General features: G+C 44.3%; 16 protein-coding genes. All 16 read right to left on the bottom strand.

What is annotated here, in order from left to right:
- Positions 1–14: 14 nt before the first annotated feature.
- A complete protein-coding gene (locus F461_RS0114335) occupies positions 15–1,205 on the bottom strand; it encodes a beta-ketoacyl-[acyl-carrier-protein] synthase family protein (RefSeq protein ID WP_020001854.1) in 1,191 nt (396 codons plus the stop codon).
- Entirely contained in the window at positions 1,198–1,458 is a 261-nt protein-coding gene (locus F461_RS0114330) for a phosphopantetheine-binding protein (protein WP_020001853.1), read from the bottom strand. The genes F461_RS0114335 and F461_RS0114330 overlap by 8 nt, the downstream gene beginning before the upstream one ends.
- The gene (locus F461_RS0114325) at positions 1,451–2,371 is read right to left on the bottom strand and encodes a lysophospholipid acyltransferase family protein (RefSeq protein ID WP_020001852.1); all 921 of its coding nucleotides are present in this window, start codon (positions 2,369–2,371) and stop codon (positions 1,451–1,453) included. Before F461_RS0114325 ends, F461_RS0114330 begins: the two co-directional genes overlap by 8 nt.
- A complete protein-coding gene (locus F461_RS0114320) occupies positions 2,368–3,549 on the bottom strand; it encodes a DUF2062 domain-containing protein (RefSeq protein ID WP_020001851.1) in 1,182 nt (393 codons plus the stop codon). The genes F461_RS0114325 and F461_RS0114320 overlap by 4 nt, the downstream gene beginning before the upstream one ends.
- A 267-nt stretch (positions 3,550–3,816) precedes the next feature.
- Positions 3,817–4,284: an acyl-CoA thioesterase gene (locus tag F461_RS0114315; RefSeq protein ID WP_020001850.1), complete on the bottom strand. Its 468-nt coding sequence runs from the start codon at positions 4,282–4,284 to the stop codon at positions 3,817–3,819.
- Positions 4,277–4,666, bottom strand: a complete 390-nt coding sequence (locus F461_RS0114310; RefSeq protein WP_020001849.1) for an ApeI family dehydratase — start codon at positions 4,664–4,666, stop codon at positions 4,277–4,279. Before F461_RS0114310 ends, F461_RS0114315 begins: the two co-directional genes overlap by 8 nt.
- Entirely contained in the window at positions 4,663–5,337 is a 675-nt protein-coding gene (locus tag F461_RS0114305; protein WP_020001848.1) for a hypothetical protein, read from the bottom strand. Before F461_RS0114305 ends, F461_RS0114310 begins: the two co-directional genes overlap by 4 nt.
- Positions 5,334–7,796 carry an MMPL family transporter gene (locus F461_RS0114300; RefSeq protein ID WP_020001847.1) on the bottom strand — a complete coding sequence of 821 codons (2,463 nt, stop codon included), beginning with the start codon at positions 7,794–7,796 and terminating at the stop codon, positions 5,334–5,336. Before F461_RS0114300 ends, F461_RS0114305 begins: the two co-directional genes overlap by 4 nt.
- Positions 7,793–8,416, bottom strand: a complete 624-nt coding sequence (locus F461_RS0114295; RefSeq protein WP_020001846.1) for a LolA family protein — start codon at positions 8,414–8,416, stop codon at positions 7,793–7,795. Before F461_RS0114295 ends, F461_RS0114300 begins: the two co-directional genes overlap by 4 nt.
- A complete protein-coding gene (locus F461_RS0114290; protein ID WP_020001845.1) occupies positions 8,416–8,841 on the bottom strand; it encodes a hotdog family protein in 426 nt (141 codons plus the stop codon). The genes F461_RS0114295 and F461_RS0114290 overlap by 1 nt, the downstream gene beginning before the upstream one ends.
- Positions 8,841–9,626 (bottom strand): lysophospholipid acyltransferase family protein, encoded by a 786-nt coding sequence (locus F461_RS18770; protein ID WP_020001844.1) that lies wholly within the window; start codon positions 9,624–9,626, stop codon positions 8,841–8,843. Before F461_RS18770 ends, F461_RS0114290 begins: the two co-directional genes overlap by 1 nt.
- 11 nt (positions 9,627–9,637) lie before the next feature.
- Entirely contained in the window at positions 9,638–9,907 is a 270-nt protein-coding gene (locus F461_RS0114280; protein WP_234702086.1) for an acyl carrier protein, read from the bottom strand.
- Between the two features lie 2 nt (positions 9,908–9,909).
- On the bottom strand, positions 9,910–11,136 hold the full coding sequence (locus tag F461_RS0114275) for a beta-ketoacyl-[acyl-carrier-protein] synthase family protein (RefSeq protein WP_020001842.1): 1,227 nt from the start codon (positions 11,134–11,136) through the stop codon (positions 9,910–9,912).
- Entirely contained in the window at positions 11,127–12,596 is a 1,470-nt protein-coding gene (locus F461_RS0114270) for a phytoene desaturase family protein (RefSeq protein WP_020001841.1), read from the bottom strand. Before F461_RS0114270 ends, F461_RS0114275 begins: the two co-directional genes overlap by 10 nt.
- Position 12,597: 1 nt before the next feature.
- A complete protein-coding gene (locus F461_RS0114265; protein WP_020001840.1) occupies positions 12,598–13,827 on the bottom strand; it encodes a beta-ketoacyl-[acyl-carrier-protein] synthase family protein in 1,230 nt (409 codons plus the stop codon).
- Entirely contained in the window at positions 13,824–14,555 is a 732-nt protein-coding gene (fabG, locus tag F461_RS0114260; RefSeq protein ID WP_020001839.1) for a 3-oxoacyl-ACP reductase FabG, read from the bottom strand. The genes F461_RS0114265 and fabG overlap by 4 nt, the downstream gene beginning before the upstream one ends.
- Positions 14,556–15,146 lie beyond the last annotated feature (591 nt).

Genomic DNA, 15,146 nt, shown 5'->3' with positions numbered 1-15,146 from the left:
GCCTGTTGTGTGTCTTAAATGTGAGAAACAGCAAGCACAGAGGCTATTCCACCAAAGGCCAATGAGGTCGAAAGTGCAATTGTGCCAGTTACGTTAGTAGCTTCAAGCACCGGAGAAGCTGGAATAGTCGGGTCAGGCGTTGTTAAGCCTGTTGTGGGTGGAATGCGTCCCTGATTCAGACAATGCACGCATAAGGCAGCCTCAATACCACCCGCAGCGCCAAGAGTATGCCCTGTAGCGCCCTTGGAAGAAAAAAATGGAACATGGGGCAACAACTCGTTCATTACATACCCTTCAACATTGTCATTATCCTTGGTACCAGTACCATGGACATTCACAAAGCTGATGTCTGCAGGAGTGCACTCTATGTGGGCAAAAAGTTGCTTTATAGCGCGAATGAGTCCACGCCCTTGCGGATGCGGTGCCGTGAGATGATACGCATCACACGCAGTTGCGTAACCGGCAAGGCGTGCTTTCGGCGTTACGTTACGTTGTGTCACAGACTGCTCAGACTCAAGAACCAGTACACCGGAACCTTCCCCAAGATTTAAGCCCTTGCGATCCACATCAAACGGCTTACTACGTTCACTGTCCATCACCATAAGTGAATGAAATCCATTAAGGGTCACTCTAGAAAGACCATCACAGCCGCCCGCAATAACCATGTCGCACATACCGGACTGAATCCACTGTAACCCGACTCCAATAGCATCTGTGCCGGAAGCACATGCGGTGACGACAGTCTGAGCAGGGCCGACTACCGCAAGTTCCCGGGCAATGGCTTCTGCTGGATTACTCCGCAAAACACATCGGATATGCTCCATAGATGGCAACGCAATGTCAGGATCTCGGTACTCACCATAAAAAACGATATGGTTCATGGAGCAACCTACAGTTGTCCCCATCACAACGCCTACACGCTTACCTTTCAAGTCAGCAGGAGAAATTCCGGCATCTTCCAAGGCCTGAAACGCTGCGCCAAGGCCTAGCCTGGCCGTAAGTCCGTACTGTTCCGTTCGTCCCGATGCTCTTTCTAACAGCGCATCATCAACGGCAAACACCAGAGCCTCTTTGCCCCAGTCCATCCTATGGCGTACAAAAGGGGAAGGATCCGCAGTACCTTCGTACATGGCGGCAAGCGTACTTTGCGGGGTGCTACCGGAACCAGTAATACAACCTGTTCCGGTAATGAAAACGCTAGTCATTAGCCTGTTTTTCCTTAATAAATTCAACAAGAGTGTTGATAGAACGCATAGCTTTTTTGTCTTCATCAAAATTCGCGATGACAACACCGTAATGCTTTTCAATAAAAACTACGATTTCAACTGCATCGAGAGAATCAAGACCAAGTCCATCTCCGAAAAGCGGCATATCATTTTCCCACTCTTCAAGAGAAATATCTTCAAGGTTTAATTCTGCAATGAAGAGTTCTTTTAATTTTTGATGCATATTACTCATTCGTTGTTCTCCAGAGATCGAAGAAGTTATAAAATTGATACGGAGTTTCTTGTACGTATTTTTCCAGCGCGAACGCTATCTCCTGTGCAAAAGGCGTAAAGTCATTACCCGTTGCTTTAGGAACAGTGAGAACATGTGCTACAGAAAGTTCCATATGCGAAATACCCACTTTACGTGTCACGAGCAGAGCAACAGGAGATTGCGTGCCTTTAGCAAATTTGTACACAGAGGTAGGAAACAAAGCTTTTCCACCTAAAAAATCAACACTTGCAGTATATGATGTAGATGGAACAATTCTGTCCCCCATGATGGATATAATTTCATTTTTTCGCAGTGCCGCAGTCATTGCAATAACACTTCCCATTGTGTCCTCTGCATGCACTAACTTAATATTTTTACAGTGATTGAAGTCAAAATACTGTAAATCTACATCACCGGAATCACGGTACACCATAAGATGCACAGGTGTATTCAATTCATCAAGGGGGCCTAACATCGCCTGCCAAGGACCTACATGGACTGTAAGCAAAATAAGACCATTGCCTTGCTCTTGCAGTTCCTGCAACTGTTCAATGCCATTCCGGGAATATGAAAATTCTTGTGTGCCTCTGATACCGACCGCCGCTTTATCTATGAGAGAAAACGCAAGGTTCTGGCAAAGACGCCAAGTATGATACCAACGTGCACATTTCGAAGCCTTCGGAAAACGTTTTGCAATGTAAAAAGAAGAACGCTTATGAACTTCCGGCACAAAAAGGACATAAAAGAAAACAACAAAACATGAAAAAATATACGCAGGCCATCGACCGCAATATTTAATAAGTATGAAAAAAAATTCGTGCTGCCAACGGCCTGCAAGGCTTTTACCGCTCCAAGATTTTTCCGACCTGTTACATTTTGACTTTCGGGTCATATCTCTTGTCTCAATTTATAAATTGAACGGGTCACCAAGTAGAAAACGAGTCCTGTTACACCGGCCAAAATCGGTGCTAAGACTAACGATCCCAGAATCCATTCCCAAGCCCTGTCTAAAAACTCTACACCAAGAGTCTGCCACGAAACGTCTGTAAGCCATTCACCGTTCCGGATAAAATAGCCAACTTCAATACATAGGGCTGGCACAAATGGAGGCATACAGAATTGACTGGTTCCTACGGAAATTACTTTTGACAGTCGTAAAAAACTTGCAGCGAACAGTGTCGCAACAGTGTGAATACCAAAAAGCGGCCATGTACCAAGTAACACACCAAGACCAGCAGAAAATCCAACATACTCCGGACTTGCACCTTGCCGCACCATATCACGCAATGAATCTACAGGACGCGTAAGATAAAATTGCTCTGAAGCGTTTTCAACACTTTGTTCCACACGAACAAGTTTGCGATGCGGAATAGGCAACACAGCGCGCATGGTAAGGCGCGTATTCAACCATGAGATCAAAATATTATCTTTCACCCGATGCAAATGACTCACACGCTTTTCCGGTTCTGGATAATGAACATGGATAGGAAGCCATTGGATGGACAATCCTGCCCAAACTGCTTTTACAAGCACTTCTATCTCGAATGAGTAACGGGATTCACTAAAAGAAAGTTCCTGCAATAGCCCAACCGGATACGCTCTAAAGCCACTTTGAGTGTCTAAACCTTTTTCACCGGTTTGCACGCGGAACCAAAAATTTGAAAATGCCCGCCCAAAAGTAGCAGAACCGGGGATATTACGATTTTTTGCATTTGAAAAATCGCGTACACCAACAGCAACAGAGTCTGGATTTGCCTCTATAGCCACAAAAAATTTTGGAAGGTCAGCAGTAAGGTGCTGACCGTCTGCATCAATAGTTACAATATGCGTGTAGCCGTGCTCTCTTGCATAAGCTGCTGCTGTAAGAATAGCAGCGCCTTTGCCCCTGTTCTTACTATGCCGGATACACTGTACAGCAAGGGAGGCAATATCTGCGCTTACGCCATCAGTTGAACCATCATCAACAATCAGAACGTCCCCATGTTCAAGTGCCTCTATAGCAACGCGGGAGAGCTCTTCCCGGTGATTGAAGACAGGAATAACAATAAGTGGACGGACGAAATTAGACATCACAACCTCTATCGACATAAAAACATTCCTGACACCCTTTAAAAATTGCGAACAGCTTAGCCTCAAAGAATTCAGGATGTCCTATGCTACGAGGTGTCTTATTCATTTCTCAACTTATGATGCGGAAAAATTGTGTTATTTCTTCTACGGAACAAACCTAAAGTAATACTTTAAGTTTTATGCCTTCAACAGGCGCAGAACATTGGTAGTCGGGCTTTACAACACAGGCAACCATAAAAATGCGTTTAAAGAACTACAGCATCGTTGTCATTTTAACAGGTTCCCATCACGCCAGTTATCAAGAAAATCTTGAAAAAAAGGAGGTGGGGCAAGTAATAACTCATGGCTTTCTGTGCACACAAACATCTGAACAGAGTAACCGGAGGTACAAAGTTCTCCTGCATTGTCATAAATAAAGAAGTCATAATTAATCTTTGCCGCATCAGCGTAATGCAATCGAGCTTTAATGCTGTATTCATTACCTAAAGATAGCGGACGAAAATAGTCAGCATGCAATTTACGAATCGGAGCAGAAATATTTTCACGATAAAAATCGTCATAAGATATTCCGTACTTTTGGCTTAAAGCCATTCTAGCATCTTCAAAATAACTTGCATAATGCCCGTGCCATACAATGCCAAGCAGATCTACTTCCTGAAAGCGCACATCACGCTTTACTTCAACAGTCAACGGCGCAGGAGCACCTGGGTCAATTTTAAAATATTCTTTACGCATGTTCCTGCTCTGCAACACAGAAAAGTGAGAAGGTAGAAGCTTGCGCAGTGCCAACTGTTAATGTCACAGAAAACCGATGGATATTTTCAGCAGATATATCTTTGCGTACTGCCTGCACATAAATATCCACTTCAGGCTGAATTTCATGTGAGAACTTTGCACGGCTTATGGAAGTAACACGTAACGACTCTCCGGCAAGGGCGCTGCATACCAGCCTGCCAAGCATAAACTGCAAAATAGCAGGAAGGATAGGATGACCGGGGAAGTGCCCGTTAAAGCCTTCAAAATCTTCAGGCAAATGATAGCAAGCTTCAGCGCTTTCACCGGTGCAGGTAATAGTTCCTACAAGCGCATTCATTAGACTTTGTTCAATAGGGGTCATGAGGCTTTCTCAGCTGTAATACTATGAGGACAGGACAACGGCTTTTGTGTCAGCCTACCAATAAACCCGCACCCGTCATCTTTATAAAAAAGACGTGTCGGGTAGGACGTCCCATGGTCATCCTGCCAATTTTTCAAATATACAGTAGTTTCATTTTCAACATTGATACGACGACGAAGTTGAATTACATCCGAACGCTGGGGCACTACAGAGTAACTGTACAAAATATTTTGTTCAGGACAACGAAGCTGCGCTATATGGGCTTTTCCTTCGGATGTGCACAGAGTAGATACCGGCTCTGGAAGATAAAGAGCTCGCGCCATGCGGATAAGGATAGGCTCCAGTTGCGGATGCTCTTTTATCATTGGGGATACTGTAAACATTTTGTAGCTGTCCTGAGTAAGTCTGGCTTCAAAAATGGAAGTCCCCATCTGTGTTAAGAATGCGATTGAAACAACATTTCCACCTTTTTCCATGGAAACTATACCCTGAACAGGAATAGTGATGGAGTAAAGACATAACGACCCGCTTACTCGAAACGCAGCCTCTTCTACAGGCCAGTTCTGCTGAAGCAATTCTGCTTGCATGTCTGGCAGTACGGGCATCGGCGGAGGGAGTTGTTTAGCACATCCTGTTAACAGAATAATGAGTATGCACAAAAAATGTTTCATGAGCTAATTGTATCCTTTGAAAAGAGGGCTGGAAGTACAAGAAGCGCGCAAGGCATTGCAGCAAGCAACCCTGAAAACACGCTCAGTCCCATATCAAACAAAGCCGGATGGTCAGCAAAAAGAAGCGAGCCGAAACCTGCAAGACTGGTCAAGCCGGAAACGAAAATAGCCTGCGATGTGCCAAGACTATTTTTCTTAATGGCATGGGTTGCATAAACACCATAATCCACACCATGGCCAAGAACCAGTAATGCTCCGGCAACACTGAAAATACTTAATGGTTTATTAAGCAATCCCAGTACCCCCCCCATCATTAATAAACCAAAACAAGCAGGAAGCAGGGCGCATATGCACTGCTTCACCACACGATGCACAAGCAAAATGATAACCACAATAATAGCGAAAGCATACGCTATAAAACGAACAAAAGTGCCTGTAAGCACAGACGCGAGCTCTTTACCCAATCGTGAACCGGAGATAAGCCGCACGTCATACTTTTTTTCAATTTCCGGCGTAAATACCGAATTGATCGTGTGGGTATCAGGAAGATACGAAATCAATGTGTAAAAATTAGAGGTATCCAACACACCAGAAAAATTTGAATACCCTACGGTTGAGGTGGCAGCCATGGGTAGGCCGGACGTGCCTTCGACATCAATTTCAGTCTGCGGAGACACAGAACGCTCAACAAGTAGAGAGTCAAGCAATGAGCCAATACCTAGATTGCGCAAACTTCCTACAGTAACAGCCTGAGGTGACGCGTGGATAAAATCATAGAACGGCGTGAAAGCATGCTTAGAAAAGCCAAGAGCTACACCTTTTGCTTGAACGGTAGAAGCAACAGACGGATGAGCCTCCCAAAATTTTCTCCAATGCTGCCAGTTCTCCTGTTGTCTCTGTCGAGAAGGAAGAAGTGGAGTCAGGCTGACAACAGACTTTTTATCTTCAGGACTAAGCAAGGCAATGCTATCAGAAGTGTTGCGTACGATCTCATCAATTGATGTGCCGGAAGCAAAAAGCAAAGCCTCTTCTCCCTTAATTCCCCATATGTTACGAATATCCTTTTCGGCCTGAAGCAACGCTGCGGGGCGTACACCCATAGCTCTAATATGATCTTGAAAATGTAATTGGCTGCTGCCGACACACCCGAGGATAAAAACAACAGCCGTAACCGTTAATACAGCTGCCCGATGATTGTGAGAAAATTGCGGCAAAGGTTTTGATGCGATATGTCCCGTATGCCCGGAAATGACATGCGGTAAAATGAACAGCGTTAGAACTACCGCCGTCAAAAGACCTATAGTAATAAATACAGAAAGTTGTCGCAGCCCTGGAACCGGAGAAAACATTAGCAGTGCAAATGCGGCAATTGTAGTCAAACCGCTAATGACGATTGGCACTGACGCTTTTTGAAGCAAATCACGTTTAGGAGCAGTGTTGGAACCAAGTACATAGTAAAGATGCAGCCCGAAATCGATAGTCATACCAACTAGTATAGGACCGAATCCGAACGTCATAGCCGAGGCGGGCTTCCACCCTATAGCAACAGCCGCTGCTCCCGCACAATAGGACAACAGTGGAAGCAGTAATAAAAAAAATACCTGCTTCGTGCGCAAAAAGCAGACCACGATACCAAGTAAGGCGATGCAAGCAATAACTGAGGTGGTTTTAATGTCATTTTTAATGGTCAACGCGTTGGCGGCAGTATAGCGCTGGGCCCCAAGCACTGTCCAAGTGACACCTTTCGGCAACGTATTTGAAATTCTTTCCAACTCTTGTTCAAGAGCGACGGAAGCCCTTGAATCTGTGGTCATCACCGGAGTTGTCGCCATAATCAAGCTATGTTTGCCGTCCTCAGTCATATACACGCCATGCAATATGCGAAGATTTTTCATGTATGCAAGAGAGGCAATCTTTTGCAATGCTGTTCGATGCAGATTAAGCGGATCAGCAGCAATCGTGGAGGCTTTGAGAACACCTTCCATAGTCCCAAGTGTATGTTTTTGTGATGTAAGTGCCTTTGCAATATTGTCAGCTGTTATTGCCTGAGACACTGCGTTTTGCACACCATTAGAAAACAAACTGGGAACCAAGTCCCGAAGCCCGATAAAAAAGTTGGGGTTAAGTGAGTCCGGTTTGCATGCAACTTTTGTAAAAAAACTGGACTGCATAGTTCGTGTAAGCTGATCTGTCAGCTTTGCAAGGGGGGCACCCACCAGATCATCATTAACAGCATGCAGTGTAATAAGAATCCGATGCTGCAACGGAGCTGACTGTATAAGATCTAAGTCATTACTGAGGACACTTTTATCGTCCGGCAACAAATACGAAATACGTTCTTCCAGCTTCATAGAGGAAAGAGACAGGACGCAGCAAAGCATCATGCCACCCATGACGAGCAGGAGAAGCCACTTGCGCTGGGCAAGATAGATATACGCATTTGAGACGAAACGGATCATGGCATTTTGAAAGTAGTAGGCGCAATCTCAGGGTTGATGAGTGTCTTTCCAAATTTCAACGTAATTACGCTGTCATTTGCTTCTGTTACCGTTATATCTTTAACTCCACGCAAGGACTCAGGTAGCTCAATAGCAATGCTTCTAATAAACTTTGCCATATCTTCATCCTTAGGCTGTAACAAAATTGTCGGATTTTTTGATTCAGTAATCTTTATATGAAAATCTTCAGTAAGAGTTTCCTCATCAATATTTACCCACAACAACATTTGATTGGCCATTACGCGCAACGAAGGGGACAACTCAGAGCGAACAACAGAGCAGTTCTTGCCTGTGCTACACCACTGTAGCCCACCATTTTTATTTAAAATAAAACCTGATGCAGAGGGGGAAGTGTATTCCCATCGCAAATTTTGAGGTTTTTGCAAAACAAGCTCGCCCGTAACCACTAAGGGATCGTTAAACAATGCCAACTTGGACGATTGCTCAAAGGCTGCTTTAACAACTGAAACATTCGCGTTGGCCAGTTTAATACGGTCAAAAAGAGATGCCTCTTTACTAAAAGAAGTAGCAGGTACTGCTAAGCATACCAGCATTAAAAAACTCATAAAAATTGTACGCATTACGTTGTTTCCGGAATAAATAGTTTTAGTGTCCCATCCATAAGCAGCGTACTCTCGTGCAAAAGAGAGCCATGAACCATGGTAAAATCATCAAAGCGAATATCTACTTGTAATTTTGCCGTCAGGGTCATGCCAACTGTAACTGCAGTAGTATCGTAAAATCGTATATTCTTGACACCGACAAGAAAGCCTTTTTGCTTTTCTGCATCTTTCAAATGGTTAGTGTATCCATTCAATGAGGCAAACCCTTGAGCAAGCAGTTCAATAAATACTAATGGCTGCAAAATACCATTACTATCAGCAAACATACTTCCGGCAGTAAAAGTAGTTTCAACGACGCCGTTGTCGTCATGATGATCGATGATCGTATCAACTAATAACATAGAGCCAGAATGCGGAACATAGAGTGACGCCGGTTCTCTCATTACTGTGCCTCTCTTAAAACTCTTTTTTGTGTTTCCAAGGCGCGTTTCATTTGCTTGTGCACCATTTTTTTAAGCACCCTGTGCGGAAAGTCGCCTGAATACTGTTCTGGATATAGCGGCTGCAATATACGTAAAGAAATATTTGTAGGTGTAATGTATTTTGCTCCGGCAGGGAGCAATATTTCTGTACCGGAAATGCAAAACGGAATAACAGGAACATTGCATTCTGTGGCAACCAGAAAAGGGGCACTTTTAAATGGCTGCAACGTACCATCCCGACTACGCCCCGCCTCTGGAAAAAAGAGAATTTTGCTTCCATTATTGAGATGCTCTCTGCATTGCTCAAGACAGCTAGAAAAATCTCCAGTGCGCATATCAATATATTTCGCCATAGACATGAACGGAGCGTAGAGCTTTATTAAAAAGGGTCTTCGCTGTGTCACAAAAACAATATCACCATCATGGAGTAGTACCCCAAGGTAATACAAATCCAGGATAGAGTAGTGGTTCATGACAACAATCGACGGTGCCTGCAAAGGAAAGGGATTTTCGCCTTCCCAACTAAGTGATGCAGGTATGAAAAAGCGAGTACATCGCACATACCCCTTCCCATACAGCCAGATAAAATAACGAATCATTTTATCGAGCGGCATCTTCTTAACAAAAAGATAGTAGGGCGAGGCAATAAACGCAGCCAGAGAGGTCACCAGTGTGTGCAGCAATAAAAAGCAAAGCAACAGCACTGTATACAATTTCGGCGATGACTTTTTTCTACTTGTGCTCATAGTCACTATTATTATGCAGCATCCTGCTGCAATTGCATAATCAGCTTGTAAATATCTTCAAGCGTACGCACTTCTTTTACTTCCGGCTGGTTACGTAATTTTACACCAAAAGATTTTTCCAGTAACAACACAAGGTCGACAGCATCAAGACTATCCAGACCAAGATCTTTATATAAGTGCGCAGTTGGAACCATCTGCTCCAGATCAAATTCAAATTCATCACTGATAGCGTTATTGGTGATCTCAATAATTTCTTCTTTAGTCATAGTGGCGAGAGTCACAGTTATAATCTCCTTAAAATGAGAGAAGCATTTATGCCGCCAAGGGCAAAACTATTTTTCAAAAAATAGGTCACAGAAGCCTTACAAGTTTTTGTGAGCAGATTAATTGAACCGCATTCGGGATCAATCTGTTCTAAATTCCTTGTCGGATACAACATATCGTTCTGTAGTCCTGAAATAGTAGCAATAGTTTCCAGTGCGCCACTTGCTGCAAGAGTATGCCCAAGGTGGCCTTTAAAACTGGAAACCGGTAAATTTGTATCAAAAAGTTCTTCGATGGCTTTTGACTCTGCGATGTCACCTGCACTCGTACCTGTGGCATGTGCGTTCAAATAATCAATATCTTCGGGAAGAAGGCCTGCTTGCCGCAGAGCTTCTTCCATGCAAAGCTTAATCGCATGGCTATCTGGGTTTGCAGGGTTTTTAGGGGAAGAGAGCGTTGAAAACCCGACAATTTCAGCAAGAATTTTTGCACCGCGTTTTATTGCGTGATCATACGATTCCAAAAGCAGCAGCCCTGCACCCTCTGCACAGACAACACCATCACGTTCCACATCAAACGGACGTGGAGTATCCTGAGGGGCATTGTTAAATTTTGTAGATGCTGCGTTGATAAAATCAAATGAAGCGATACTTAAGGGATGAATTTCCTCGGTACCACCACAAATCATCATATCTTGCTGCCCCAACAAAATAGCCTCATACCCAAGCCCGATCGACTGGGTGCTTGTAGCGCATGCGGCTGCCGGAGCAAGAATGCGGCCTGTAACACCGAGCGTCTGGGCTACAGAAGAAACCGCAGCATGTCCCATAAATTTGAAAAATGTCGTTGACTTGCAATGATCGAGCGTCTTTTCTGGAAGGTAATGGGTAAAGAACTCTTCAATAAGTTCTCCACAGTTTGTTGTGCAGGATAAAGCCATGCCTAAACGTCCGGAAGTCAGCTGGTCTTCTGTAATTCCTGCCATTGAAAGGGCTTCTTTGGCAGACAAAAGCGCAAACACTCCCATGTCAGTCATAGTGCGTCGATCTTTACGGGGAATCGCCTTCATATCAAGCTCTGGAACAAGTCCGGCCACATGAGAGCGCATATCCTGCACTTCCTGTGCCCGCTCCATATGTGTAATCGCACTGCGCATTTCAGCAATGCCCGCATGCAAAGAGTCGACCCCTTCGCCAAAGGGTGAGACTGCACCCATTCCGGTAACAACAACTCTATTCAACTGCATTTTTTCATCTCACTTTGAAGATGGGTATGACCTAAAATTTCTCCGCAGGTTACAAACCCCGCAGTCATAGCACCCAAAATCCCGGGACCAACAACTGCCTGTCCTGATAACAGCATATTTTTTATTGGAAGAGCCGCCGTAGGTGTAAGCTGTTTTAAAGAACGTTTCACGCCATAGGCCGTGCCACGAGGAGCGTAGCAATAATCTTTAAGAGTAAGAGGAGTGCTTACGCTGACCATGGAAAAGTTATCTTCCAATTCAGGAAGAAATTTCATTGCAGCCGCAATAACTTCTTTAGCAGCTGCATGCTTTTCCTCAACATATCCTTTAATTCGCTGGTGTGGTTTCTTCCCTACAAATCGCTCCCACTCTGCATACGTAGCAGGGACAAGCAAAGAAACACTGGTGCCATGTTCCGCAGCGTGGCTGCTTGTAATAAGCATCTGGCGCTTGGCTAGCGGGATATCAGCGCTTACAGTGCTATCAGTGCAAGAGCTATCAGAAACAATTACGGCATTGCTTTGCAAAAGTTTTTCGATAGGCTTTGTGATATACCCATAAACACCAATGAGCGATGTGGTGGACTCTAACTCGCGATAGTATGCTTTTCGGGTTTTCCGCAGAGATTTTCCTGAAACAATGTCCGTCAAGCAGGAAGGATGACATGTTGCAATTAGTTTATCGCTTGGCAAGAATGATCCATCTTCCAAAACAACCCCTGTTGCTTGTCGATTCTCATTGACGTTCACTTCAGCGACACCATTGTTATAAATAATCCGCCCACCAAAATTTGAAAGTTCGGTCTGCATGGCCTCGAACAGAGCTTTGCCTCCACCTTTGAGGGTGCCACTACTTTGGAAATATGTTCCAACACTACTGGCGAAAAAAGGAAAAGAGATCTCAGAAGCAAGCAGTCCGCAAAACAGGTTACTCAAAAATCCGAGACAAATTTTCGCCTGTGGTTCAAAAATATACTGATCGATGACCTCTTGAAACGACTTATTTGCCAGAGGATGTGTCTCAATCACCTGAAAATCCGCGTTATACTGGAAGGCATGACTTATGGCACGAACTTCGCTCAAAAACCCCTGAATACCTTTTTCTTCCATAGGAAAAAGAGCAATCAGAGAAGCCTCCAATGCCTCATACCCTTGAGGCATCTGCCAAACGAGTCCGTTAGGAAAATATACGGTAAAACTGTTGTCCTTTTCGAAAGGCATGTACGTAAGCAAAGGATATACATTAAGGTACTCAAGCAAGGACCGTAACGGACCACCTTCATCCATACCGCTCAGACAGTGGACTCCAGTATCAAAATAGAACCCTTTGCGCTCAAAACCTTGCAGCAGCGGGGCAGGGCGTACACTCTTTTCAACAACAGTTACGTTGTAACCATGTCTTGCCATAATAAGAGCGCATGTCAATCCAGCGCAGCCCGATCCGATAATTACACACTGCATACTAAGGTTCTACCGTATTCACGATCAGGCAGGCGTTTGTACCTCCAAAACCAGCAGAGTTAAGCATGACACGCCCCGGAGGGGTAGAGTTATTATCAAGAACAATGCGTAATTTGGAGCTCATTTCATCAGCAGTTTCAAAATTTATTGTCCGTGCAGTAAAACCGCCCTGTGCCTGCAAAAGAGTATATACGACCTGTGACGCACCGGACATCCACAATTCATGTCCTGTCATAGACTTTAAAGCCGTAACACGCACTTGATTGTCACCAAATAAATTACCGATGGCAAAGGCTTCAGCATTATCTCCCACAGGGGTAGACGTTGCATGTGCACTAACTAAATCGATGTCCTTCGGAGCAAGATTAGCTCGCTGCAATGCATCTTCCATCGCAGCCTGTAAACCTAAACCATTTGGGCGGCACAAATCGTGCCCGTCAGAAGAAAATCCGTATGCTTCTATCTCACCGAGAATCGTTGCACCTCGTGCAACAGCAAGGTCATACCTTTCAAGAACAACTGCTGCCGCACCGCCGGATGGAACCAATCCATCGCGTTTTGCATCAAATGGACGACTGGCCTGTGCCGGAGAGTCGACCCGACGGGAAAATGCTTCAAGAGCATCAAAGCTGCATAATGATTCCCAGTTAATTTCCTGAGCGCCACCACAAATGACTCGATCTTGCCGACCGTACGCGATTAAGTCCGCAGCCTGACCAATGGCATGGCCACCGCTTGAACATGCTGAACTGATACTCCACGAAGCACCGCGAACCCCCAGCAGTACATTCAGGTTAAGCGTAATAGTGGAGTTCATTGCCTTAAAACAGTAGCCCGAACTAATTCCAGCAGTTGAACCATCCTGCTCTGTAAGCTTAGCCTGTTCAGCTTGCGCTCTGGCAGTTGAATCATTCCCGAAAATAAGCCCGGTACGGGCATTTTGAATATCGTCAGACTGCAAACCGGCTTTTTCGAGAGCCTGAGTCACAGCAGAGTAAGCTTGAATGGTAAAATTAGGCATTGTTTTACGCTGACGGCGCGTAAGGCCGCACCCTGCATAATCAAAGCCTTCAATAACACCGGAAAGTGGACTAAAAAATCCCATTTCTTCCCGCTTAGGTACGACTTGGATACCACTTATACCAAGACGTAAGCTCTCCTGCACACTGTCCGAATCAAGACCCAGACAAGACACAATGCCGATGCCGGTAATTGCAACTCTATGCATCATGACGCGTAGATTCCTCCGTTCACAGAGAACGTCTGACCGGTAATATACTGCGCTTTATCGGAGCATAGGAAAGAGACCATGTAGGCAACTTCTTCGGGACGTCCAAATCTGCCAAGTGGAACTCGTTTTTTAATTTCATCAACAGGAAGTCCATCGAGCATTTCTGTTTCGATAAAACCGGGAGCCACGGCGTTTACAAGAATATTACGCTTCGCCACTTCAACAGCCAATGATCGGGTTGCACCAATAAGCCCCGCCTTTGCGGCTGAGTAATTAGCCTGCCCGGGGTTACCAGTTTGCCCGGCTGTGGAGGCAATGTTAACAATGCGACCTTTTCTTTTGCGCATCATGCGGGGGAGAAGGGTGCGAGTAACATTAAAAAATCCGTTTAAATGAACATCAATAACACTTTTCCAGCTATTATCATCCATCATACCGAACAGGGAATCCGCAGCAAAGCCTGCATTATTAACAAGAACAAACGGAGGAGCATCAAGGAGGAGGGCAAGTTGCTTTTCAACCGCATCACCATCAGCAACGTCAAAAGGAAGCAACGTACAAGATACGCCCGCAGCTTCTATCTGCTCAGCAACTTTTTTTGCCTGAGTATGGTCACTTCGGTAGTTAAGAAAAATATCAAATCCATCCTGTGCGAGCTGTACCGCAATTGCAGCTCCAATGCCTTTACTGGCTCCGGTAATAAGCGCAGATAATCGTGGACTACTCATATTCTTTCCTGCCCTCCGAAAAAACTAAAAAGATGAGTATAGCCTGCGACATTGCAGGCTATACTATAGCTATTTAAATATAAAAAAAGTGCGTCTACCTAATAGATACGGCGTTGTTTTTGTATCGAAAGAAATCTGTGTCGACCAAATAGGTTCTTCCAGAAAGTCTAGATTGGGTCTTTTAAAGCTGAAATAACGTGAGGAGACGCGAAACCAAATACCGCTAACCATCCTCAGCAAAAGACAACGAAAATTCAGTAAGAAAAAAGCTAAAGCAAGAATCATAGCAATCCACGTTTAGCTTTCGCCAAATTTTCCGCATATAACATCATAACAATTCGAATAAAAAGGTAATACAAAAATGCTCACTATAGATGTAAGATTCTATTTTTTACTGGAAACATTATTGAACTCCCAAAAAACTAGCAGGAATTGTCTATGAAAAAGTAGCGATAATGTAAAGATCTCGAATGGGTTTTCTAAGAAAAGTAAACAAAACATCCTGTATTCATAACAGGAGAAAGGGTCTTTTGTTTCGTACACTATTTAATGTTGTTTAAAAAAGAAATATATTGTTAACACAGAGTATAC

It is taken from the genome of Halodesulfovibrio aestuarii DSM 17919 = ATCC 29578 (assembly GCF_000384815.1).
Classification (GTDB): Bacteria; Desulfobacterota; Desulfovibrionia; order Desulfovibrionales; family Desulfovibrionaceae; genus Halodesulfovibrio; species Halodesulfovibrio aestuarii.
The sequence above is the reverse complement of the archived record's forward strand: the minus strand, read 5'-3'. Positions and strand labels throughout refer to the sequence as shown.

Excerpts from the sequence above, each read along its gene's own strand:
- F461_RS18770 (WP_020001844.1), bottom strand. The coding sequence starts at position 9,626 with ATGAGCACAAGTAGAAAAAAGTCATCGCCGAAATTGTATACAGTGCTG.
- F461_RS0114300 (WP_020001847.1), bottom strand. The coding sequence starts at position 7,796 with ATGATCCGTTTCGTCTCAAATGCGTATATCTATCTTGCCCAGCGCAAG.
- F461_RS0114265 (WP_020001840.1), bottom strand. The coding sequence starts at position 13,827 with ATGATGCATAGAGTTGCAATTACCGGCATCGGCATTGTGTCTTGTCTG.
- F461_RS0114320 (WP_020001851.1), bottom strand. The coding sequence starts at position 3,549 with ATGTCTAATTTCGTCCGTCCACTTATTGTTATTCCTGTCTTCAATCAC.
- F461_RS0114290 (WP_020001845.1), bottom strand. The coding sequence starts at position 8,841 with ATGAGAGAACCGGCGTCACTCTATGTTCCGCATTCTGGCTCTATGTTA.
- F461_RS0114330 (WP_020001853.1), bottom strand. The coding sequence starts at position 1,458 with ATGAGTAATATGCATCAAAAATTAAAAGAACTCTTCATTGCAGAATTA.
- F461_RS0114315 (WP_020001850.1), bottom strand. The coding sequence starts at position 4,284 with ATGCGTAAAGAATATTTTAAAATTGACCCAGGTGCTCCTGCGCCGTTG.
- F461_RS0114270 (WP_020001841.1), bottom strand. The coding sequence starts at position 12,596 with ATGCAGTGTGTAATTATCGGATCGGGCTGCGCTGGATTGACATGCGCT.
- F461_RS0114305 (WP_020001848.1), bottom strand. The coding sequence starts at position 5,337 with ATGAAACATTTTTTGTGCATACTCATTATTCTGTTAACAGGATGTGCT.
- F461_RS0114275 (WP_020001842.1), bottom strand. The coding sequence starts at position 11,136 with ATGCAGTTGAATAGAGTTGTTGTTACCGGAATGGGTGCAGTCTCACCC.
- F461_RS0114335 (WP_020001854.1), bottom strand. The coding sequence starts at position 1,205 with ATGACTAGCGTTTTCATTACCGGAACAGGTTGTATTACTGGTTCCGGT.
- F461_RS0114310 (WP_020001849.1), bottom strand. The coding sequence starts at position 4,666 with ATGACCCCTATTGAACAAAGTCTAATGAATGCGCTTGTAGGAACTATT.
- F461_RS0114295 (WP_020001846.1), bottom strand. The coding sequence starts at position 8,416 with ATGCGTACAATTTTTATGAGTTTTTTAATGCTGGTATGCTTAGCAGTA.
- F461_RS0114325 (WP_020001852.1), bottom strand. The coding sequence starts at position 2,371 with ATGACCCGAAAGTCAAAATGTAACAGGTCGGAAAAATCTTGGAGCGGT.
- fabG (WP_020001839.1), bottom strand. The coding sequence starts at position 14,555 with ATGAGTAGTCCACGATTATCTGCGCTTATTACCGGAGCCAGTAAAGGC.